This is a genomic window from Streptomyces sp. NPDC048434, from assembly GCF_043200375.1.
Taxonomy (GTDB): domain Bacteria; phylum Actinomycetota; class Actinomycetes; order Streptomycetales; family Streptomycetaceae; genus Streptomyces.
The window spans coordinates 60,353-81,567 of the sequence record NZ_JBICXQ010000006.1 but is presented as its reverse complement, the minus strand read 5'-3'; the positions used below and the strand labels follow the sequence as shown (position 1 = coordinate 81,567).

General features: G+C 70.4%; 16 protein-coding genes. 8 read left to right on the top strand and 8 right to left on the bottom strand.

What is annotated here, in order from left to right; translation table 11 throughout:
- The first annotated feature begins 163 nt into the window (after positions 1–163).
- Both ACGFWI_RS09290 and ACGFWI_RS09285 read left to right on the top strand, forming a co-directional pair.
- The gene (locus ACGFWI_RS09290; RefSeq protein ID WP_393905317.1) at positions 164–928 is read left to right on the top strand and encodes a hypothetical protein; all 765 of its coding nucleotides are present in this window, start codon (positions 164–166) and stop codon (positions 926–928) included.
- A 263-nt stretch (positions 929–1,191) separates the two neighbouring features.
- Positions 1,192–2,610: a cation:dicarboxylate symporter family transporter gene (locus ACGFWI_RS09285; protein WP_393905316.1), complete on the top strand. Its 1,419-nt coding sequence runs from the start codon at positions 1,192–1,194 to the stop codon at positions 2,608–2,610.
- Between the two features lie 52 nt (positions 2,611–2,662).
- Here the strand turns inward: ACGFWI_RS09285 and ACGFWI_RS09280 are convergent, their stop codons facing one another.
- Positions 2,663–4,081, bottom strand: coding sequence for a Gfo/Idh/MocA family protein (locus tag ACGFWI_RS09280; protein WP_393905315.1), 1,419 nt, complete (start codon positions 4,079–4,081; stop codon positions 2,663–2,665).
- Between the two features lie 331 nt (positions 4,082–4,412).
- On the opposite strand from ACGFWI_RS09280, the gene ACGFWI_RS09275 reads away from it, so the two are divergent.
- The gene (locus ACGFWI_RS09275; protein WP_393905314.1) at positions 4,413–5,783 is read left to right on the top strand and encodes an alpha-amylase family protein; all 1,371 of its coding nucleotides are present in this window, start codon (positions 4,413–4,415) and stop codon (positions 5,781–5,783) included.
- A gap of 72 nt (positions 5,784–5,855) precedes the next feature.
- On the opposite strand, the gene ACGFWI_RS09270 is transcribed toward ACGFWI_RS09275, so the two are convergent.
- Positions 5,856–8,789 (bottom strand): FAD-binding and (Fe-S)-binding domain-containing protein, encoded by a 2,934-nt coding sequence (locus ACGFWI_RS09270; protein WP_393905313.1) that lies wholly within the window; start codon positions 8,787–8,789, stop codon positions 5,856–5,858.
- A 32-nt stretch (positions 8,790–8,821) separates the two neighbouring features.
- Entirely contained in the window at positions 8,822–9,280 is a 459-nt protein-coding gene (locus ACGFWI_RS09265) for a MarR family winged helix-turn-helix transcriptional regulator (RefSeq protein WP_393905312.1), read from the bottom strand.
- 138 nt (positions 9,281–9,418) lie between these two features.
- On the opposite strand from ACGFWI_RS09265, the gene ACGFWI_RS09260 reads away from it, so the two are divergent.
- The 3 genes from ACGFWI_RS09260 to ACGFWI_RS09250 all read left to right on the top strand — a co-directional run bounded on the left by ACGFWI_RS09260 (position 9,419) and on the right by ACGFWI_RS09250 (position 12,253).
- The gene (locus tag ACGFWI_RS09260; RefSeq protein ID WP_393905311.1) at positions 9,419–11,236 is read left to right on the top strand and encodes an ABC transporter ATP-binding protein; all 1,818 of its coding nucleotides are present in this window, start codon (positions 9,419–9,421) and stop codon (positions 11,234–11,236) included.
- A 142-nt stretch (positions 11,237–11,378) separates the two neighbouring features.
- A complete protein-coding gene (locus ACGFWI_RS09255; RefSeq protein WP_393905310.1) occupies positions 11,379–11,774 on the top strand; it encodes a hypothetical protein in 396 nt (131 codons plus the stop codon).
- Positions 11,775–11,791: 17 nt separating this feature from the next.
- Positions 11,792–12,253 carry an ASCH domain-containing protein gene (locus ACGFWI_RS09250; RefSeq protein WP_393905309.1) on the top strand — a complete coding sequence of 154 codons (462 nt, stop codon included), beginning with the start codon at positions 11,792–11,794 and terminating at the stop codon, positions 12,251–12,253.
- An 80-nt stretch (positions 12,254–12,333) separates the two neighbouring features.
- Here the strand turns inward: ACGFWI_RS09250 and ACGFWI_RS09245 are convergent, their stop codons facing one another.
- The 4 genes from ACGFWI_RS09245 to ACGFWI_RS09230 all read right to left on the bottom strand — a co-directional run bounded on the left by ACGFWI_RS09245 (position 12,334) and on the right by ACGFWI_RS09230 (position 19,154).
- On the bottom strand, positions 12,334–13,524 hold the full coding sequence (locus ACGFWI_RS09245; protein ID WP_393905308.1) for a GDSL-type esterase/lipase family protein: 1,191 nt from the start codon (positions 13,522–13,524) through the stop codon (positions 12,334–12,336).
- Positions 13,525–13,681: 157 nt separating this feature from the next.
- Positions 13,682–16,888 carry a glycoside hydrolase family 2 TIM barrel-domain containing protein gene (locus tag ACGFWI_RS09240; protein WP_393905307.1) on the bottom strand — a complete coding sequence of 1,069 codons (3,207 nt, stop codon included), beginning with the start codon at positions 16,886–16,888 and terminating at the stop codon, positions 13,682–13,684.
- 294 nt (positions 16,889–17,182) lie between these two features.
- Positions 17,183–18,001, bottom strand: coding sequence for an SDR family NAD(P)-dependent oxidoreductase (locus ACGFWI_RS09235; RefSeq protein WP_393905306.1), 819 nt, complete (start codon positions 17,999–18,001; stop codon positions 17,183–17,185).
- 232 nt (positions 18,002–18,233) lie between these two features.
- Complete coding sequence (locus ACGFWI_RS09230) at positions 18,234–19,154, bottom strand: SMP-30/gluconolactonase/LRE family protein (protein ID WP_393905305.1); 921 nt, start codon at positions 19,152–19,154, stop codon at positions 18,234–18,236.
- 89 nt (positions 19,155–19,243) lie between these two features.
- Between ACGFWI_RS09230 and ACGFWI_RS09225 the strand changes: the two genes are divergently transcribed.
- Positions 19,244–19,684: an Lrp/AsnC family transcriptional regulator gene (locus ACGFWI_RS09225; RefSeq protein ID WP_393905304.1), complete on the top strand. Its 441-nt coding sequence runs from the start codon at positions 19,244–19,246 to the stop codon at positions 19,682–19,684.
- 116 nt (positions 19,685–19,800) lie between these two features.
- Complete coding sequence (locus tag ACGFWI_RS09220) at positions 19,801–20,388, top strand: NUDIX hydrolase (protein ID WP_393905303.1); 588 nt, start codon at positions 19,801–19,803, stop codon at positions 20,386–20,388.
- On the opposite strand, the gene ACGFWI_RS09215 is transcribed toward ACGFWI_RS09220, so the two are convergent.
- Positions 20,282–21,124, bottom strand: a complete 843-nt coding sequence (locus ACGFWI_RS09215; protein WP_393905302.1) for a hypothetical protein — start codon at positions 21,122–21,124, stop codon at positions 20,282–20,284. The two genes, ACGFWI_RS09220 and ACGFWI_RS09215, sit on opposite strands and share 107 nt — an antisense overlap.
- Between the last annotated feature and the right edge of the window lie 91 nt (positions 21,125–21,215).

Here is a 21,215-nt window from a genome sequence, read left to right as displayed (position 1 = left end):
CCTCTCGCCCGTCTCGTCTCCGGCGGAGGTCCTGGAAGATTGGCCCGCGGCGTGGGCTGATTTCAAACGGTTTTTCCGCTGTGGCCCGGCGATTCGGACAATTGTGTGGTGGCCTGTACACGGCGGGCGGGTAAGGAACGGCCGTCGGAGGGGCGGTGCGACCATGGGGGCCATGCGAACAGCGGGCAGTGCGATGCGGATGGCGGCGGTGGCCGCGGCGGGGCTGGCTCTTCTGGCGGGCTGCGGCGGTGCGAGCGGCGCCAAGAGCGGGGACGGCAAGGGCGACGGCGCGGGCAAGGGGGAGCGTCCCGGCGGCCCGGCCCGCGGGGCGTCGACCACCACTCACCTCAAGAACATCCCCGAGGTCGGCACCGCCCTGCGGTCGCGGATCCCGGCCGGCTCCCGGCAGGTCGTGGCGGTCTACGGCAAGGGCGTGAACTCCGCCGACGCCACCGTCGTCCTCTACGGCAAGGGCGCCAAGGGCTGGGACCGCAAGGGCAGTTGGGCCGCCCACAATGGACGGCGCGGCTGGACGGCCGATCACCACGAAGGGGACAAGCGCAGCCCCGTGGGGGTGTTCCCGCTGACTGATGCGGGCGGGGTGCTCCAGGACCCCGGCGCCAAGCTGCCCTATGCGCACTCATCGGCGTTCACCCCGCCGTCGTACTGGTCCAAGAACACCCGGCACGACTTCGACTACGTCGTCGCGATCAACTACAACCGCGTCCAGGGGACCTCCCCGCTGGACCCGACCCGTCCGCAGGGTCAGTCCAAGGGCGGTGGAGTCTGGCTGCATATGGATCACGGCAGCGGTACGTCGGCGTGCGTCAGCGTCCCGAAGGCCGGGATGCAGGCATTGCTGCGCGCCCTCGACCCGGCTCGGCACCCTGTCGTGGTCATGGGGGACAGGGCGCACCTGGCGGCCTGAGCGTTCGAGGCACGGTGAGCGGACGAGGCGCGCTGCGAGCGTGCGAGGCGCGGCGCCGGGTGGCATCGCAAAGCAGGAGGATTGCGAACACAGCGGTCACCCCTGCCCGAAATCGGATGGCCCGTGCGCTCCTCCTTGGATCAAGCTCCAAGATTTCCCGGGAAGTTACACAGACCTCTTTCGTGGTGAACAACAAGCGGCCATAGTGACGGATCGTGGAAGTCCGCTTCCGCATCCCAGAATCCGTCCATGGAGGAGTGCCCGTGCCGCACGCCACCGGAAGCCTCACCCGCCGCGCAGGCCGTCTCCTGCGCACCAGCCTGTTCGCGCAGGTACTCATCGCCCTGGTCCTCGGTGTTCTCGTCGGACGCCTGTGGCCGCAGGCGGGATCTTCGCTCCAGCCGCTCGGTGACGGCTTTGTACGCCTGATCAAGGCGATGATCGCCCCGCTGGTCTTCTGCGTGGTCGTCGCCGGGATCACCAAGGCGGGTGACCTCAAGGCGTTTGGCCGGATCGGGGTCAAGGCCTTGATCTGGTTCGAGGTGGCGACCAGCATCGCGCTCGTCGTCGGCCTGCTGGCCGGCAATGTCTTCGCGCCCGGCGCCGGCATGCATATCGACCCGGCGTCCCTGGACAAGGGCGCGGTGGACGCCAAGACGGGCGGCGGACAGCTGCCCTCCGCCGCCCAGTTCGTCCTGGAGTCGCTGCCGGACAGCGCGGTCGGCGCATTCGCCGAGAACTCGCTGCTCCAAGTCCTGGTGCTGGCCTGCCTGGTGGGCGCCGCCCTGCTGCACCTCGGGCAGAAGAAGGCGCCGCAGATCCTGCCGCTGATCGAGCAGGCTCAGGACGTCGTGTTCACCATCGTCGGCTTCCTCATGAAGCTCGCCCCGCTCGCGGTCTTCGGTGCCACCGCCCACCTGGTGGGGGAGTACGGCCTGGGCGCGATGTCGACGTACGGGAAGCTGATCGCGGTCTGTTACGGCGTTGCGCTGGTCTTCCTCGTGCTGCTCGGCGGTGCGCTCAAGGCCGTCACCGGGCTGAGCCTGTGGAAGTTCGTCCGCTACACCCGCGAGGAACTTCTGCTGGCGCTCGGCACCGGCTCCAGCGAGACCGTGATGCCCCGGATGATGCAGAAGCTGCGCGCCGCGGGCTGCCGGGACGACGCGGTGGGGCTGGTGCTGCCGACCGGCTACTCCTTCAACCTCGACGGCGCCTCGATCTACCTCTCCATCGGCACGCTGTTCATCGCCCAGGCCATCGGTGTGGATCTGTCCCTCGGCCAGCAGATCACCGTCGTGCTGGTACTGATGCTGACCAGCAAGGGCATGGCGGGCGTGCCGGGTTCGGCGTTCCTCGCGCTGTCCGCGACGGCCTCCGCGCTGGGCGTCATCCCGGCCGCCGCGGTCGCCCTGCTGCTCGGCGTCGACCGGATCATGGACTCGATGCGGGTGGCGACCAATCTGCTCGGCAACTGTGTCGCGGTCTTCGCCGTCTCCCGCTGGGAGGGGGCGCTGGACCGGGTGACGGCGAAGAAGGTCCTGAACGGCGAGCTGCCGGCCACCGCGGCTGCCGACCGGCCGGGGGAGCAACAGGAGCCGGTGGCACAGCGGGCCGAGCAGGACCCGGCGAAGCCGCACGAGGCGGGCGAGGGCGCCGCCTCGGTCACCACCCGCGACACCTGACGCGCCGGGCCCGGCCGGCGCACCGCCGCCCGCCGGGCCCCGCCTCCGGCCCTTACTCCTCCGGCTTTTGGGAGTCCATCCCCGGCCGCGCCTTCTTCCACAGCCCGCGGGTGAAGTCGGGAATCTCCTGCGGGGCGCCGTTCGCCTTGATCGAGAGGTCGCTCAGCGGCACCGGTGCGGTCCAGGTCGCGGCGTCATAGACGTCGAAGTCCGGTACGAGGCCGAGCCGCATGCACTGCATCAGCCGGAAGATCAGCATGTAGTCCATGCCGCCGTGCCCGCCGGGCGGATTGGCGTGCTCCTTCCAGAGCCAGTGGTCCCACTCCGCGTACTTGGCGAAGTCGCCCCACTCGTCGTTGCTCTGGTCCGGCTCCAGATAGATCCGCTCGGGGTAGTCCTCGAAGAGGCCCTTGGTGCCGCCGAGGCTGTTGATCCGGCTGTAGGGGTGCGGGGTGGAGACATCGTGTTCCAGCCGGATCACCCGTCCCTTGGCGGTCTGGACGAGGCTGATCGTCCGGTCGCTCTCGATGTACGACTCCTTCCAGCTGGGGTCGTTCGCCGGCATGTGCTCTTTGCGGTACTTGGCGAGGCCGAGGGCGGGCGTCCCGACGCTGGAGAGGCGTACGGCGCGGTCCCCGCGGTTGATGTCCATGTAGTTGGCGACCGGGCCGAAACCGTGGTTGGGGTAGAGATCGCCGCGCAGCCGGGTGTGCCACAGCCGCCGCCACGGCCCCTCGTAGTACGTGGGGTCGAACATCAGGCCGCGCAGATCGTGGATATACGCACCGGCACCGTGCAGCAGATCGCCGAACAGGCCCGCATGCGCCATCCGCAGCACCCGCATCTCGTTCCTGCCGTAACAGCAGTTCTCCAGCTGCATACAGTGTCTGCGGGTGCGCTCGGAGAGATGGACCAGCTCCCACAGCTGGTCCAGACGCAGCGCGATGGGGCATTCCACGCCCACATGCTTGCCGTTGAGCATCGCCGTCTTCGCCATCTCGAAATGCCAGTCCCAAGGGGTGGCCGCGTAGACGAAGTCGATGTCGCCGCGCTTGCAGAGGTTCTCGAAGTCATGGTCGCCGTTGGTGTAGACGGCGGGCGCGGGCTGCCCCGCGGCGGTGACCTTCTTGGCGGCCTTGGCGGTCTTGTCCTTCACCGGATCGCACAGGGCGACGACGCGCACGCCCGGCATCGCGAGAAAGAGGTCGATCATGCTGCCACCGCGGTTGCCGAGGCCGATGATGCCGACGCGTACGGTGCTGCGCCGCTCGAACGGCACCCCGATCATGGTCCTGCCCTGGGCGTCGGGGGAGGCGGCGGACGTCGTCGAGGGTGCGGCCGCCGCGGCCGGTCCGGACGACAGGCCGCCGAGCCCCAGCCCGGCACCCGCCGCACCGGCGGTCCACAGGACCGAACGACGGCTCGGGGCCGCCTCGTTGTGGTCGTGGTTCTGCGATGGTGCCTCGTTCATCGGTCCTCCAGGGGAGCGGTGGTGTGCCGGGGCATACGTGAACCTCGGTCAGGACCCTGTCGGCCGACGGCCTGAGGCACAAGAGGGCCGATTGGACTCTTGATGCGGCACTCTTGGACTCTTTGCCGCAATACCGGACGGCTTACGGCAACACCGGAGGTGTCGCCGTCAGTACCTTTCGCAAGTCACTGAAAAGCCTTGCGGAAAACCTTGACGTGTCCACGAGGTAAACGGCAGGCTCCGATGCGGAATCCCCCACGGCGGCCTGGCGCGTGGCTGCTCTCGTGGGCGCGGTGTGTGGTGCCGCGCCCCATGACGAAGGAGCCGCAAGATGCAGCGACGTTCCCGTGTGCTGGGCGGGGCCCTGGCCGGAGTGCTGGCCGCGGCCGGCCTCGCCACCTTCGCCCCGTGGTCCTCCCAGGCCGCCCCGCCCGGTGAAAAGACCGTCACCGCCACGCTGTTCGAGTGGAAGTACGCGGACGTCGCCAAGGCCTGCAGCGATCAGCTGGGCCCGGCCGGCTACGGCTATGTCGAGGTCTCTCCCGCCTCCGAGCACATCCAGGGTGACCAGTGGTGGACCTCGTACCAGCCCGTCAGCTACAAGATCGCCGGACGACTGGGCGACCGGAGCGCGTTCGCCTCGATGGTCAGCGCCTGCCACGGCGCGGGCGTCAAGGTCATCGCCGACGCCGTCATCAACCACATGGCGGCCGGATCCGGTACGGGCACCGGCGGCACCCAGTACACCAAGTACCACTACCCCGGCTCCTACCAGGACGAGGACTTCCACGGCTGCCGCAAGAGCATCTCCGACTACGGCGACCGCAAGGACGTCCAGACCTGTGAACTGGTGGGGCTCGCCGACCTCGACACCGGCAGCGAGCACGTCCGTACCACCATCGCCAAGTACCTCGACGACCTGCGGTCGCTGGGTGTGGACGGCTTCCGGGTGGACGCCGCCAAGCACATCTCCGCCACTGACCTCGCCGCCATCAAGGGCAAGATGCGCGACCCGGGTTACTGGGCGCAGGAGGTCATCTACGGCGCCGGCGAGGCGGTCCAGCCCGAGGAGTACACCGGCATCGGCGATGTCGACGAGTTCCGCTACGGCAGCCACCTCAAGAGCGCCTTCCAGGGCGGCAACCTCGCCCAGCTCAAGTCCGTCGCGGACGGCAAGCTCCCCGGAGACAAGGCCCGCACCTTCGTCGACAACTGGGACACCGAGCGCAACGGCTCCACGCTGACCTACAAGGACGGCGCCGCCTACACCCTGGCCAATGTCTTCATGCTCGCCTCGCCCTACGGCTCACCGAACGTCCACTCCGGCTACGAGTGGTCCGACAAGGACGCCGGGCCGCCCAGCGGCAGCAGCGGCTGGACCAACGAGCACGCCAAGCAGGCGATCACCGGGATGGTGGGGTTCCGCAATGCGGTGGGCTCGGCGGAGCTGACGGACTGGTGGGACAACGGGGGCAGCGCCCTCGCCTTCGCCCGGGGCGGCAAGGGGTTCGTGGCCCTCAACAACGGTGACGACGAGCTGCGTCAGACCTTCGCGACCTCGCTGCCCGCCGGCACGTACTGCAATGTCGTCGCGGCCGCGCCGTCCTCGTGTGACGGCCATACGGTCACCGTCGGGGACGACGGGAAAGCACAGCTCTCGGTCCCGGCCAAGGGAGCGGTGGCCCTGCACGTCACCCGCTGACGCGCAGCCTCACCCGCCGAACGGGCCCGGCCCGAGCGGCGGGTGAGGGCTCCGGCGCCCGGTGGGCAGCGGCTAGGGAGCAGGGCGCGTAGCCCGCTCCAACGCCAGGAGGGCCGAGTAATAGCCCCGGCCCTCCGTCGCATGATCCATGCCGATCTCGCACATCCGGTTCGCCGACAGATGCACGTCGAAGTGCCGCGCGGTCACCTCGGCCGCCTCCTTCGCGGTGGCCGACTCCGTCAGCTGCCTGTGCAGCATTCCGCGGTCACCGGCGAAGGCGCAGCAGCCCGTGTCGTCCGGCACCACCACCTCCCGCGCACACGCCTCGGCGACCCGGCGCAGCTGCGCCTCGTCCCCCAAGTGCTGCATGGAACAGGTGGGATGGAGCACCGCGGAGCCGACCGTGCGCACCACCTCCAGCCGCGGCAGCAGCTCCTCGGCGGCCCAGACGACCGAGTCGACGACCGTCAGCTCGGTGTGCAGCGCGGCATTGTCAGGTGTCAGATACGGCACCACCTCACGGGCGAGGCCCAGGGTGCACGAGGACGCGTCCACCACCAGCGGCAGACTGCCGCCGGCCGTCCACCCCCAGGCCGCCTCGACGATGCGGTTGGCCATCACCGTATTCCCGCGCTCATATCCCTTGGAGTGCCAGATGGTGGCGCAGCAGGTCCCGGCCACGTCCGACGGGATCCACACGGGCCGTCCCGCCCGCTGTGACACCGCCACCACCGCCTCCGGCAGCGACGGCCCCCGATACCCGGCCGGCTCACCGAAGATCCGGTTCACACACGCCGGGTAGTACACCGCGGCCGCCCCGGCCCTTCGTGTCACGGGCAGCGTGCGCGCCGCCGCGCCGGGGATCCGCGGGAGCCACTCGGGCACCAGATCGGGGCGTACGGCCCTGCGGGCGGCGCGGGTCAGCGACGCCGTCAGCCGGTCGCCGATCCGGTCGGCGGCGGCCACCGCCAGCCGTGCCGCCTTCTCGACGGCCTCGAACCGCCGGGCGGACTGCGCCGCGATCCACTCCTCGCGCGGTGTGTGGCGCCGGTGCCGGAAGTCCTTCATCAGCGCGCCGGTGTCGATGCCCACCGGACAGGCCAGTTGGCAGACGGAGTCACCGGCGCAGGTGTCCACCGCGTCATAGCCGTACGAGTCCAGCAGTGCGGTGGTGACCGGGGAGCCCGGCTCCTGGCGCTGCATCTCGCGGCGCAGCACGATCCGTTGGCGGGGCGTGGTGGTCAGATCCCCGCTGGGACAGGCCGGCTCGCAGAAGCCGCACTCGATGCACGGGTCGGCGACGGCCTCGGTCTCCGGAAGGGTCTTCAGCCCGCGCAGATGCGCCTGCGGATCGCGGTCGAGCAGGACGCGCGGCGCCAGAATGCCGTGCGGGTCCACGGTCTCCTTGATCCGCCACATCAACTCCGTTGCCCGCGGACCCCATTCGAGTTCCAGGAACGGTGCGATGTTCCGGCCGGTGGCATGCTCGGCCTTCAGCGATCCGTCGAAGCGCCGGACGGTCAGCTCGCAGAAGGCGTCCATGAACGCGGCGTAGCGCGCCACATCCGCCTGTTTCGCCGCGTCGAAGGCGAGCAGGAAGTGCAGATTGCCGTGTGCGGCATGGCCCGCGACCGCCGCGTCGAAGCCGTGCCGCACCTGCAGTTCCAGCAGGGCCGTACAGGCGTCAGCGAGCCGGTCCGGCGGTACCGCGAAGTCCTCGGTGATCAGCGTCGTACCGGACGGCCGGGTACCGCCCACCGCGGTCACGAACGCCTTGCGGGCCTTCCAGTAGCCGCCGATGACCGCCGGGTCCCGGGTGAAGGCATTGGTGACGGACGCGACCGGAGCGACCAGTTCCAGCTCCGTCAGCACCTGTGCCGCGGCTCGCTCGTACGCCTCCTGGGCGGCCTCGTCGGGCGCCCGGAACTCCACCAGCAGTGCGGCGGTCTCCTTGGGCAGCGCCGCCCAGTCGGCGGGCACCCCGGCCACGCGCACCGAGGCGCGCAGTGTATTGCCGTCCATCAGCTCCACGGCGCGCGCGTCCGCCGCGTTGAACCGCGCCACGGCCGCGGCCGCGGCACGGAGCGTCGGGAAGAACAGCAGCGCACTGGAGGTGTACCGGTCCAGCGGCAGGGTGTCGAAGACCGTCTCGGCGATGAAGCCGAGGGTGCCCTCGGAGCCGACCATCAGCCCGCGCAGGATCTGTACCGGTGTCGTGCCGTCGAGAAAGGCGTCCAGGCGGTAGCCGTTGGTGTTCTTGATCCCGTATTTGGCGCGGATCCTGGCCACCAGCTCCGGATCCGCCTCGATCTCCGCCTTCAGTGCCAGCAGGCCCGCGCACAGCGCCGGTTCGGCCTGCGCCAGTTCCGCGTCGGCGTCCGGTTCCGCGGTGTCCACGATCGTGCCCGACGGCAGGACGAGGGTGACCGAGGCCAGCGTCCGGTAGGAGTTACGGGTGGTGCCGGCCGTCATCCCGGAGGCGTTGTTGGCGACCACGCCGCCGAGGGTGCAGGCGAGGGCGCTGGCCGGATCGGGGCCGAGCAGCCGGCCGTACCGGGCCAGGGTGGTGTTGGCACGCAGCACGGTGGTGCCGGGCCGGATCCGGGCGCGGGCACCGTTGTCGAGGACCTGGATCCCGCTCCAGTGCCGGCGGACGTCGACGAGGATGTCCTCGCCCTGCGCCTGGCCGTTGAGCGAGGTCCCGGCGGCGCGGAAGACGACGTTGCGGCCCCTGCCGTGGGCGTAGGAGAAGACCGTGGAGATGTCGTCGAGGTCCTCGGCCACCACCACGACCTGCGGGACGAAGCGGTACGGGCTGGCGTCGGAGGCGTAACGGACCAGGTCGGAGATCTTGTGGAGTACCTTGTCCGGCCCCAGGAGCGCGATCAGTTCGCCGCGCAGCGGCTCCGGAGTGCCCGAGGCCCGTTCGCCGGCCACCCGGTCGTGCGCGGGGCTGCCGGTGGCGGTGGGGCGCAGGGCCTGGGGGTTGGGCTCCAGCAGGGGCATGGCGGCACTCCTCCGGTTGACTCCGCGTCAGCTCAGTGCGGTCTGTCCGGCCCGTCGACCAGGGTGGACAGCAGGCCGCCGAGCACCTCGCGCTGATCGGCGGTCAAGGGGGCCAGGATCTCCTCCGCCGCGGCCCGCCGCGCGCTGCGCAACGCGCGCAGTGTCGAACGGCCGGTGTCGGTCAGCTCGATCCGTACGACCCGGCGGTTGGCCGGATCGGGCACCCGGCGCACCGCGCCATGTGCCTCCAGCGCGTCCACCAGTGTGGTCACCGCCCGGGGGACGACCTCCAGCCGCTCGGCGAGGTCGGTCATCCGCGGCGGGGTGCCGCGGTAGTGGCCGACGATCCGCAGCAGCCGGGACTGCGCGGGGGTGAAGGCGATGTCCACATGCTCCAGGTGGTGTTTCTGGGCGCGGTGCATCCGGCGGGTCAGCCGTACCAGCTGCTCGGCGAGGTTGGTGGTGCTGACCGTCGGCTCGGGGGAGGGCATGGCGCGAGGATAGCGGATGACAGGACTTAATTCATTGTGAGCATAGGTAACAATGAGCTAAGCTCCACGATGCTTGTCCCGGTATCCGCATGCCTGTTGTCCCTCCCCCCCGGGAAGCCGCACCCCTCGAAGGAGCCCATGCGCAGCGCCGAACCCCAGTGGACCCCACCGCCCAAGGACCCGGAAAATCCGGTCCCACTGCGGCGGATCCTCGCCCTCTTCCGCCCCTACCGCGCCCGGCTGGCCCTCGTCGGCCTGCTCGTCGGCGCCTCCTCGCTGGTCTCGGTCGCCTCTCCCTTTCTCCTCCGCGAGATCCTGGACGTGGCGATACCCGGCCGGCGCACCGGACTGCTGACCCTGCTCGCCCTCGGCATGATCGCCACCGCCGTCACCACCAGCGTCTTCGGCGTCCTGCAGACCCTGCTGTCCACCACCGTCGGCCAGCGCGTCATGCACGATCTGCGCACCGCCGTCTACGCCAAACTCCAGCGGATGCCGCTGGCTTTCTTCACCCGCACCCGCACCGGCGAGGTCCAGTCCCGGATCGCCAACGACATCGGCGGGATGCAGGCGACGGTCACCTCCACCGCCACCTCCCTGGTCTCCAATCTGACCTCCGTGATCGCCACCGTCTGCGCCATGCTCGCCCTCGACTGGCGGCTGACCGTCGTCTCGCTGCTGCTGCTTCCGCTCTTCGTCTGGATCAGCCGCCGGGTCGGCAGCGAACGCAAGAAGATCACCACCCAGCGGCAGAAGCAGATGGCCGCGATGTCCGCGATGGTCACCGAATCCCTCTCGGTCAGCGGCATCCTGCTCGGCCGCACGATGGGCCGCGCCGACTCCCTCACCCAGACCTTCGCCGGTGAGTCCGAGCGGCTGGTCGGCCTGGAGGTCCGAGCCAACATGGCCGGCCGCTGGCGGATGGCCACCATCGGGATCGTCATGGCCGCCATGCCCGCGCTGATCTACTGGGCGGCCGGCATGGTCCTCCAGTTGGGCGGCCCGGCCTTCTCCCTCGGCACCCTGGTCGCCTTCGTGTCGCTGCAGCAGGGCCTGCTGCGGCCGACCGTCTCGCTGCTGTCCACCGGCGTACAGATGCAGACCTCGCTCGCGCTCTTCCAGCGCATCTTCGAGTACCTCGATCTGCCGGTCGCCATCACCGAGCCCGCCGAGCCGGTCCGCCTCCCGGCGCCGCGCGGCGAGATCCGCTTCGAGAACGTCCGGTTCCGCTACGACCCCGAGGCCGCCCTCACCCTCGACGGCATCGATCTGACCGTCCCGGCCGGCGGCAGCCTGGCCGTCGTCGGACCGACCGGCAGCGGCAAGAGCACCCTGAGCTATCTCGTGCCGCGGCTCTACGACGTGACCGGGGGCCGGGTCACCCTCGACGGCACGGACGTCCGCGACCTCGACTTCGACACTCTCGCCCGCTCGGTCGGCGTGGTCTCCCAGGAGACCTATCTCTTCCACGCCTCGGTCGCCGACAACCTCCGCTTCGCCAAGCCCGACGCCACCGACGACGAGATCGCCCGCGCGGCCAGGGCCGCCCAGATCCACGACCACATCGCCGCCCTCCCCGACGGCTACGACACCCTCGTCGGCGAGCGCGGCTACCGCTTCTCCGGCGGCGAGAAACAGCGTCTCGCCATTGCCCGCACCATCCTGCGCGACCCGCCCGTCCTCGTTCTGGACGAAGCGACCAGTGCCCTGGACACCCGCACCGAACACGCCGTACAGCAGGCCATCGACGAGCTGTCCGCGGGCCGCACCACCCTCACCATCGCGCACCGCCTCTCCACGGTCCGCGACGCCGACCAGATCGTCGTGCTGGACGCCGGCCGGATCGCCGAGCGCGGCACCCATGACGAACTGCTCGCCGCCGGGGGCCGCTATGCGGCGCTGGTACGGCGTGACGCACACCTCACCCCGGCGGACGATCAAGTGATGGCCCCGTAAGTGACCCGCGGGTAAGGTCGGAGTCGCGGCGGCCAGTTCAGTGGTCGGGGTGGCCGCCGCACCCATTCCTCGGCCGCCGGGCCCGGTGACCGGCCGGCCCGCCTCCTGCCTTCGCTCCGTCCGTCCGATCCGGGAGCTCTCCGTGACAGCTGACGACCGATCCGCCCGCGCGCTGGCCCGTCTGCTGGCGGGGATGGGGACCCTGCACTTCCTCGCACCGAAGCCGTTCGACGCGATCGTGCCCCGGCAGCTGCCCGGCAGCCCCCGCACCTGGACGTACGCCAGCGGCGTCGCCGAACTCGCCGTCGCCGCCGCGGTCGCCCTGCCGCGCACCCGCCGGGCCGGCGCCCTGGCCGCCGCGGGCCTGTTCGCCGCGGTCTTCCCGGCCAACATCAAGATGGCCCACGACTGGCGGCACCGCCCGGCGCCGCTCAAGGCCCTGGCCTATGCACGGCTGCCCGGCCAGCTCCCGCTGATCGGCTGGGCCCTGCATACCGCCCGCGCCGCCCGCGGGACCACACCCGCACCCCGCCCGTAGCGCCTACGCTGCGCGATATGCCCCCGCACCAGGATCACCTCGACCTCCCGCAGTTCTTACTCGGCTTCCCCGGGCCGTTGCGCGACCGGCTCGTCGCCGCGGTGCTCTCCGGCGCCAAGACCGCCACGACCGGTCTGCTGACCGAGTACGAGCGGGGCGAGGAGCCGCTGCCGTCCGCCGGTCAACGGTCTGTCATGCCCGACTCCGCCGGCCGGCCGGTGGCCGTGATCGAGGTGACCGGGGTACGAGTGGTCCGCCTGGCGGAGGTCGACCGGGGGCACGCCATGGCCGAGGGCGAGGGTCATACGACGGTGGCCGCCTGGCGGTCCGCCCACGAGGACTTCTGGCACGGCCCGGACCTGCGCCATGAGCTCGGCGACCCGGAATTCACCGTCGACGACGACACTCTGGTCGTGCTCGAAACCTTCCGGATCGCCGAGCGCCTGGAGCGCGGGAGTGCCTCCGCTCAAGAGAGGTGAGGTGAACCGGGCGCCGGGAACACTGGGGCCTCCCTCGGATGAAGGCGTCGGATGCAGGCTCCGGCACGCGCCTGCCGGGATCAGAGTGCGTCCACGTCGACGGCGTCAGCCATGACCCGGTAGCCCTCGTCGTTGGGGTGTTTGTGGTCACCGCTGTCATGGGCCGGCGCGAGCGCGTCCGGGTCCGCCGGATCGGCCAGCGCCGCGGCGAAGTCGGCCACCGCATCGAACTCGCCCGAGGTGCGCATCCAGTCATTGACGTCGCGGCGCTTCGCCTCGGCGGCCGGTGTGTGGTACTCCGAACCCTTGAACGGCATGATCGTCCCCCCGGTGACCCGCACTCCCGCGGCGCGGGCCATACCGATCAACCTCCGGTACCCGACGATGAGTTCACCGACGGAGCGATCCGGATTGGGCCGGTACGTCGGCAGCTCGATCTCGCTGAAGCCGATGTCGTTGAGGCCCACCAGCACCACCACCGAGCGCACGCCCGGCTGGTCGAGCACATCGCGGCGGAAGCGGTCGCCGGCCCGGTCGCCGAACCATGCCGAGTCGCTCAGCAGCAGATTCCCGCCGATGCCCTGGTTGAGCACGGGGCGTGGGGTGCCCCGGGCGGCCAGCCGCTCGGCCAGTGCGTCCGAGTAGCGGTGGTTGCCGTCGATGGCCGAGGCGAAGCCGTCCGTGAGGGAGTCGCCGAAGACCACCACCGTGTCTTCGCGCGCCGGACCGCCGTCCGCCAGCTCCACGGCGGCGAGGTAGTACCAGGACACCGTCGTCTCGCCGAACACCGCCGGATCGGCCGCCGCGAGCTGGTCGCCGGCGGCCCGATAGGCGGTTGAGTACGCCTGGGCGTGGAACGAGGCCGGGCCGGTCGGCCGTGCGAAGTACAGCGACACCGTCAGCGACTCGAACGGCGCCACGCTCACCTCCGCGGCATCGCTGTAGACCTCCCCGCCCGCCGGGATCCGCACCTCATCGGCCCCGCCGAAGGTGAGCCGACGCACCGTGCCGGTCTGCTCGGCCGCTCCCCGATCCGTACGGGCGATCGTGGCACCCGCCACCTCCAGCGGGCTGCTCCCGTAGCGGTGCGAGAGCTTGATACGGGCCGAGGTGCCGGTTCCGGTGACCCGCACGACCTGGCGTACGGTCTGGTCCGCGAACCCTTCCCGCGCCCAGTTCTTGTGGAAGCCCTCGCTGGGACGCTGGACGGCCGCGGTCCAACCTGAGCCCCAGGAGGGGGCGTTGACGTGGACCTCATCGATGCGGTTCATGATGCCGGGTGCCTCTCTGTCGTGTGCCGCGTGGCGATGACAGAGAGTCTGCGGGCGGACGCGGGAGCTACCCAGACCTCTGGTCTTGGTACGCACCCGATGCCTACCAAGACCAGGGTCACCCTTCTCTCCCGTCCCTCCCGCTCCTCCCGTTCCTCTAGACGGGCGACAGCCGGTACCCGTAGCTGTACGTCCGGTCCGCGTGCAGCAGATACTTCTCCAGCGGCGGCGCTCCCCACGAGTCATTCCCGCCGACGCCCATCTGCCGGTGGTTGACGCCCAGTTGTGTCTCGCCCCGCCGCTTCAGCTCGTACGGATGCCGCGGTCCGTCCAGGTCCGCCGGGGTGTGGTGCAGCGCGCTCAGCTCCAGCAGCGGCGCGTCCGCGCCCGGTTCCGCGCAGATCCGCAGGCCCGTGCCGTCCCGGTCGGTGAGGGAGGCGGTGCGCACGTCGGTGACATTGCCGGTCTGCTGGGGGCGTATGTACGGCCCGTACTGGGCGTCGACGGTGCTGCGATAGCGGCCGACGAAAGCGGCGGTGCGCCGGTCCCAGTAGTTCTCGTGCGGGCCGCGGCCGTACCAGTCGAAGGTGTCCAGCCCGGCGGGGACGGTGAGCAGTGCGCCGACCATCGGCAGGTCGGGCAGCCGGCCACCGGGCCGCAGGGTGTGCTTGATGCGTAGTTCGCCGTCGCCGCGCACCGTCAGGACGGTGTCCCACTGGGAAGTGAGCGGCGAGGTGGGCAGTGTGACGGTGATGTCGATGGTCACCTCGGAGGGGGACGGCTGGGCCGCTCGCACGGCGGTGACGGTGCGCCGGGCGCCGGCGTCGCGCCAGGTCCGCAGGGAGTTCTGGGCACCGCGCCCGATGTCGTTGTCGGTCGGGCCACGCCAGAAGTTGGGTACCGGGCCGCCGGTGAGCAGGGTGCGGCCGCGGTGCCGGTAGGAGGTGAGGGAGCCGGTGGCCTTGTCCAGGACGAGTTCGGTGTCCCGGCCGCTGACCGTGACGGATGTGCCGGTCTCGGAGAGCGTCAGTGGGGGGAGGGCGGCGGGCCCCGGATCGGCGGGGGCCGGGGCGGACCAGGGGAGGGCGAACTGCTCGGCGGCGACGCTGTGTCCGGCGTGGGCCCACCGGGTGTCCCGACGTAGTACGAAGGACAGGTTGAGCCAGTACGCGGCGCCGGGCTCGGGCTGCCGGGGGCGCTGCAGCGGCAGCGTCACCGTGACATCCGCGCCGGGTGCGGCGTCGGGAGCGGGCCGGGTGCCGTGCTGCAGGCGCTTGCCGTCCCGGGTGACCTCCCAGCGCAGCTCATAGGCGTCCAGGTCCAGGAAGAGCTGCCGGTTGGTGACCTTGACCGTGCCGGCGGTGAGATCGGCGGCCGCCATTCGCACCGCCTGGTACACCTTCTTGACCTCGTGGATCGCCGGGTGCAGCTCCCGGTCGGAGGAGACGATGCCGTTGCAGGAGAAGTTGCCGTCGGTGGGGTAGCCGGGCTTCCAGTCCCCGCCGTAGGAGAGGTAGGTGCGCTGCCCGTCGCCCGGGACGGGGCGGCGGATGGCCTGGTCGACGAAGTCCCAGATGAAGCCGCCGTGGAGGTTGGGGTAGCGGTCGAAGACGTCCCAGTACTCCTGGAAGTTGCCGGTGCTGTTGCCCATCGAGTGGGCGTACTCGCACAGCATGAAGGGTGTCGGATTCCCCGACTTGCCGTACCTCTCCACCTCGTCGGGCTTGCTGTACATCTCGCTGTGGAGATCGGCGACCTCGTTCATGCCCTCGTAGTGGACCGGACGGGACGGGTCGCGACGGTGCGTCCAGTCCGCCATCGTCCGGAAGGTGCTGCCCTGGCCCGCCTCGTTGCCCAGCGACCACACGACCACACAGGGGTGGTTCTTGTCGCGTTCGACCAGTGAGCGCATCCGGTCCAGACAGGCGTCGGTCCACTCCGGCAGGCTCGCGGGCAGCCGGTCGCGGACGCCGTGCGACTCCAGATTGGCTTCGCCGACGACGTACAGGCCGTATTCGTCGCACAGATCGAGCCAGTGCGGATGGTTGGGGTAGTGGGAGGTGCGCACCGCATTGATGTTGTGCTGCTTCATGATGCGGATGTCCTGCAGCATCCGCTCCTTGGTGACGGCCTGGCCGTGGTCCGGGTCGGACTCATGGCGGTTGACGCCGCGGAAGACGATCGGCTCGCCGTTCACGGTGAAGGTGCCGGGGCCGTGGACGACGCTGCGGAAACCGAGGCGGGTGCGCTGGATGTCGACGGTACGGCCGGCGGGGTCGGTGAGGGTGAGGACGAGCGTGTACAGGTGCGGGGCCTCCGCCGACCACAGGGCCGGTGCCTTGACGGTGGTCTTCGGCGCGACCGTCACCTCGTTGCCGTCGTCGAAGGCCAGGGTGGCGGTGAGCGGCTTCGGCAGGACGGGTGTGCCGTCGGCGTCGTAGAGGGTGGCGGTCAGGCGGTGTTCACCGGCGGCCCGTGGTCTGCCGGCACCGGGCGGGTGGCCCGTGCCCCGGTCGTGGACCGTCGCGGTCACCGTCAGTTCGGCGTCCCGCCGGGCGTCGTCCAGATCGGTGCGGATGTGCAGATCCTGGAGGTGTGTCCCGGGTATGGAGTAGAGGTAGACGTCGCGGAAGATCCCGGACAGGTCGATCATGTCCTGGTCCTCCAGCCAACTGCCGTCGGACCAGCGGTATACCTCGACCGCCAGTGAGTTCTCGCCGTCCTTCAGCCGGTCGGTGAGGTCGAACTCGGCGGGGGTGTAGCTGTCCTCGCTGTAACCGACCCGCTCACCGTTGACCCAGACGAAGAACGCGGACTTCACGCCCTGGAACGAGATCAGGGTGCGGCGGCCGCGCCAGTCCTTCGGCACGGTGAAGCTGCGGCGGTAGGAGCCGACCGGGTTGAAGCCCTCCGGGACGTGCGGAGGCTCGGGGGTCTCATAGCCGATCCACGGGTAGCGGATGTTGAGGTAGATCGGCTCGGGGTAGCCCTCGATCTCCCAGTTGGCGGGCACGGTGATCCGGTCCCAGCCGCTGTCGTCATAGCCGGGCCGGTGGAAGTCCTGGGGGCGTTCGTCCGGGTTCTTCGACCAGTGGAAGCGCCAACTGCCGTTGAGCGAACGGTAGTAGGGGGACCGCTCGACGTCCCCGGCGAGCGCCGCTCCGGTGGTGTGGAACGGGATGAGCCGGGCGCGGGCCGCCTCGCGGTTGACCTGGAAAACCCTCGGCCGGGCATTCCACTCACCGCCCTCGGCGGCAGCGGCCTCGGCCGCGAAGGACTGCTTCTGCGCGGAGAAGGCCGCCCAGCCCGCGAGGGCGGTGCCGGCGGCGAGGAACGATCGGCGGCTGACACGGTGTGCGCACATTCCACAGCTCCGAACGCAAGGCAACAGGAAGCAGCAGGATCGAACATCCTCCGCGCCCAAGACAACCCTTGCGCACGCCACTTCACAAAGAACCGCTTCCACATCTCCGCTCACACGAAGAGCGATTCCGTGGTCCGCGGTGGCGGGGCGTGGTGACGCCGTGCGGGCCGTGCGCCCGGCCTTCACGGCAGCCAGGGAGCGGCTGGTCCGCTGGATCACGACATCCCGCGTCGCTGTCGCCGAGGTCTCCGCGCCGGCCGTCGCCGGCGCGCGTTGCACCCCTGGTCCCGCAGCTCAGGCCCGGTCGATGAGGTCGTTCGTCAGCTTCATCAGGCGGTCCCGGGCTTCGGCGTCGTATGCCTGGGCGTGTGCCCGGGTAGCGGTGAACTGGTCGAAGTAGCGGCCCGTGGTGGAGGCGAGGTCCGGGTCGAGAAGCAGCCGGACGGTCGGGCGAACCCCCTCGTCGATGTCGGTGGCCGGGGTCAGGCCGTACTCGCGCACTCCCTTGGTGTCCATCAGATGGGCCGGATGGAGAGTGTTCACCGTGACGCCGGTGCCCTCCAGCTCGGCGGCTAGATGGAAGGTCGCCATGATCAGCGCGAGCTTGCTCTTGCAGTAGGCGCGCAGCCCCTCGTAGTCCCGCTCCAGCATGATGTCGTCGAAGTCGAGGGCCTCCTGACCGATCGAGGCGACGTTGACCACGCGGGCGGGCGCCGAGGCGGTCAGCAGCGGCAGCAGATCGCGGGTGAGGGCGTACGGGGCGAGGTGATTCACGGCGAAGCGCAACTCGTAGCCCTGGTAGCTCAGTTCGCGGGTGAGCGGCTCGGCGCCGCCGCCCGCGACGGCGTTGTTGATCAAGCCGTCGAGCCGGGGTTCCGCCGCACGGATCCGGGCGGCCATCGCGTGCACCTGGTCGAGGTCGGCCAGATCGGCGAGGTAGGTACGGACGGTGCACCGGGGGGCGGCGGCCCGTACTTCGGCCGCCACGCTCTCCAGCCGGGTGCGGTCGCGGCCGTGCAGCAGGACGGTGCCGCCACGGGCCGCGAGATCGAGTGCGAGGCCGCGGCCCAGGCCCTGGGTGGCGCCGGTGATCAAGGTCGTGGATGGATTCATGAGAGCCAGCCTGACAGCACGGCGCGGTGACAGGGGGGTGTGAGCTGAGCCTGGTGTCGTCACCACCAGGCACCGGGCCGTCTTCGGCGACGACACGCCGGACAGGCTCCGGGCCGGCGGTCCGTCCGTCCGCGGAGGCCGGCCGGCGGTCCGTCCGTCCGCGGAGGCCGGCCGGTGGGCCTCGGCAGGGTCGGTGCGGACCTCGACCGGGGCAGCGCCGGCCCTGACGGGATCAGCGCGGACAGCGGATCCGGGGCGCCCCCGTCACCGACATCACCAGTGAGTACAGCGTGGTCGTCGCGGTGATGAAGAGGCGGTTGTTCTTCGGGCCGCCGAAGGCGATGTTGGAGACCGCCTCGGGGACGCGGAGCCGCCCGATCAGGGTGCCGTCCGGGTCATAGCAGTGCACCCCACCGGACATGGCGGCCGCCCACAGCCGCCCCTCGTCATCGAAGCGGATGTTGTCGAACCGGCTCTGCCCGTCCGTGGTTTCGGCGAAGATTCGGCCGTCCGACAGCGACCCGTCCGTTCGTACGTCGAAGACCCGGATCTGACCGGCGCGGGTGTCCGAGACGTACAGCTGCTCTTCGTCGGGGGAGAGGACCAGTCCGTTCGGTCCGCCGAAACCGTCCGCGGCAAGGGTGACGGTGCCCGTCGAGGGATCGATCCGGTAGACATGACACGCGCCGATCTCGCTCTCGGCGCGGTGGCCCTCGTAGTCGCTGGTGATTCCGAAGTCCGGGTCGGAGAACCAGATGGTGCCGTCGGAGCGCACGACCGCGTCGTTCGGGCTGTTGAGCCGCTTGCCTTCGAAGCGGTCGGCGAGCACCGTGAGGGTCCCGTTGTGCTCGGTGCGGGTGACGCGGCGGTTGCCCTGCTCGCAGCTGATCAGCCGGGACTGGCCGTCGAGGGTGTTGCCGTTGCTGTGTCCGGCCGGGGAACGGAAGACGCCGACCGTGCCGGTCGGTTCGTCCCAGCGCAGCATCCGGTCGTTGGGGATGTCGCTCCAGATCAACTGGCGCCAGGCGGGCAGATAGACCGGGCCCTCGGCCCAGCGGCAGTTCTCGTACAGCTTCTCCAGGCGTTCGTCGCCGTTCGCGCACCTTCCGGTCCGGAAGCGGTCGTCCAGTATCTCGTATGGCGAAGTCGCCAAGGAATTAGACACAGTTAAGCCTCTCGGGTGAGAACCTGAACCACATTCGGCAGTGTAGTGATATCTCGGAACGAGATATGGTGGCAAGCATGGATGACGTCGACCGCGAACTCGTCGCCCTGCTCCAGCAGGACGCCACCCAGGCCTATGCGGCACTCGGCAAGGCGGTCGGCCTCTCGGCCGGTGCCGCCCATGAGCGGGTCCGCAAGCTCCGGGAGCGCGGCGTGATCCGCCGTACGACCGTGGACGTGGACCCCGTGGCCCTCGGCCGCGGAGTACTGGCGTTCGTCATGGTCGAGTCCTCGGCATGGATGGGCGATTCGGCTGCCGCCTTCCTGGCCATCCCCGAGATCCAGGAGGCCCATGTGATCGCGGGCAGTGCCTCCGTCCTGGTGAAGGTGCGAACCGCCACCACCGAGGGGCTTCAGGACGTCCTGCGCAGGCTGTATGCGATCGAGGGGGTCAGCGGAACCCAGGCGACCGTCTCGTTGGAGACCTTCTTCGAGCGCCCGGTCTCCCCGCGGGGGTAGTCGCCTCACGGTGCTCCGGCGGGTGTCCCCGGAACCGGCCCGTAGCTGAGTCATCGCCGGTACGGTGGACCTCCGCCACGGGCCTGCGCCCGTCTCTTCGGATTGCGAGATGTCCGATGAACCAGATTGCAGCCGACACTTATCTGGCCGCGGCGGTGGTGGTGCATGAGGCCAGTGTGCTGATCGTGCGCCGTAGCTACCGCGAGCGTTTTCTGCCCGGCGCGTGGGGTGTGCCGTGCGGGAAGCTCGATCGTGGGGAGTTGGCCGAGAACGCCGCCCTGCGGGAGCTGAAGGAAGAGACCGGTCTCCTCGGCACCATCGTCGCGCACACCGGATCCGCCAGCTTCCTGAGCGACTATCAGGGCCGCCGGGTCCGCAACCACCAGGAGAACTTCCTCGTCCGCCCGCTGACGCTGGACGTCGTTCTGCCCAGCCCGGATCAGGCCTTTTTGTGGGCACGGCCCGCCGAGCTGGCCCAGATCGGGGTGGACGCCTACAACCTCGACGTGATCCGCCAGGCACTGGGCGGCGGGCTGGACGCCGCCGGGCTCCGGGTCATGACGGCCCGTTTCGGGCGCCCGGCCGCGCAGCCGCCTTTCAATAGCCCAAAGAGCCTGCCAGGGAACCGAGTTCGGCAAGGTAGACGGCCGGTGGCAGCGGAGTCTTGGGCGGCGGATCCACACGCTCGGCGCCGCCGGTCCTGAGGGCGCCGCCGATCCGGTCATCGCCGCTGTCCGTGGCGGAACCGCTGTCCGTGGCGGAACCGCTGTCCGTGACGGGGCCGCCGTCTGCGGCCGGGCCGCTGCGCCCGGCACCGCTGCCCCTGACACGGTTGCTGTTCCTGACGTAGACATCGGTCACCGACCGCTGTGGGGCGGTCTCCAGGAACAGCGTCACCGTCGGCTCCTCGCTCACCACGCGGTGCAGCGTACAGGCGGCCAGGCCGTAGCTCCGCCCTGCGCCGTACTGCTCCGTACACACCAGCCGCAGCCGTGCGTCCCCGACCCGCCGCAGCCGCCAGGCACCGCCGGGGCCGTCGATGGTCTCCCGGTAGGCGGTCGCGGGCACACCGTCAGCGGCCGGCTCGTAGCACTCCATCCGGACGCGTCCGCGCACCACCGCCGAGGCGATCGCGCACCGGTGGTTGTGGATGTCCTCGGGGACCGGGCCGGGCCCGCCGTGCCAGAAATGGACCCGCAGCATGAACCGCGGCGCACCGGCCAGCAGTAACAGTTTGTCGAAGCCCAGCACATGGCGGTACGAGAGCCGGGTGCACTCCGCCAGATCGAGATCGCCGGCGGATAATCGGCGCACCAGCGGACCGAGGGTGTCCGGGTGCGCCAGCTGGGCGGTCACCGCGCGCGCCGACTCGGGCGACGGCGGCGACGGCCCGCCGCCCAGCCGTTCCGCCAGCAGTCGCCGGGCTTCCTCGACCTGCATGAGTCTGACTCCCCTTCGCCGCCCCCGACCGTCCCGCCGCTCACCACCCGCACCCGGCCGCCCCGCCCCTGGCCCCTCACCCGGGCCATGA

What these genes read in the sequence shown, in the direction of transcription:
- ACGFWI_RS09290 (WP_393905317.1), top strand. Translation starts at nt 164, where the DNA reads ATGGGGGCCATGCGAACAGCGGGCAGTGCGATGCGGATGGCGGCGGTG.
- ACGFWI_RS09280 (WP_393905315.1), bottom strand. Translation starts at nt 4,081, where the DNA reads ATGAACGAGGCACCATCGCAGAACCACGACCACAACGAGGCGGCCCCG.
- ACGFWI_RS09275 (WP_393905314.1), top strand. Translation starts at nt 4,413, where the DNA reads ATGCAGCGACGTTCCCGTGTGCTGGGCGGGGCCCTGGCCGGAGTGCTG.
- ACGFWI_RS09270 (WP_393905313.1), bottom strand. Translation starts at nt 8,789, where the DNA reads ATGCCCCTGCTGGAGCCCAACCCCCAGGCCCTGCGCCCCACCGCCACC.
- ACGFWI_RS09265 (WP_393905312.1), bottom strand. Translation starts at nt 9,280, where the DNA reads ATGCCCTCCCCCGAGCCGACGGTCAGCACCACCAACCTCGCCGAGCAG.
- ACGFWI_RS09260 (WP_393905311.1), top strand. Translation starts at nt 9,419, where the DNA reads ATGCGCAGCGCCGAACCCCAGTGGACCCCACCGCCCAAGGACCCGGAA.
- ACGFWI_RS09250 (WP_393905309.1), top strand. Translation starts at nt 11,792, where the DNA reads ATGCCCCCGCACCAGGATCACCTCGACCTCCCGCAGTTCTTACTCGGC.
- ACGFWI_RS09245 (WP_393905308.1), bottom strand. Translation starts at nt 13,524, where the DNA reads ATGAACCGCATCGATGAGGTCCACGTCAACGCCCCCTCCTGGGGCTCA.
- ACGFWI_RS09240 (WP_393905307.1), bottom strand. Translation starts at nt 16,888, where the DNA reads ATGTGCGCACACCGTGTCAGCCGCCGATCGTTCCTCGCCGCCGGCACC.
- ACGFWI_RS09235 (WP_393905306.1), bottom strand. Translation starts at nt 18,001, where the DNA reads ATGAATCCATCCACGACCTTGATCACCGGCGCCACCCAGGGCCTGGGC.
- ACGFWI_RS09225 (WP_393905304.1), top strand. Translation starts at nt 19,244, where the DNA reads ATGGATGACGTCGACCGCGAACTCGTCGCCCTGCTCCAGCAGGACGCC.
- ACGFWI_RS09220 (WP_393905303.1), top strand. Translation starts at nt 19,801, where the DNA reads ATGAACCAGATTGCAGCCGACACTTATCTGGCCGCGGCGGTGGTGGTG.
- ACGFWI_RS09215 (WP_393905302.1), bottom strand. Translation starts at nt 21,124, where the DNA reads ATGCAGGTCGAGGAAGCCCGGCGACTGCTGGCGGAACGGCTGGGCGGC.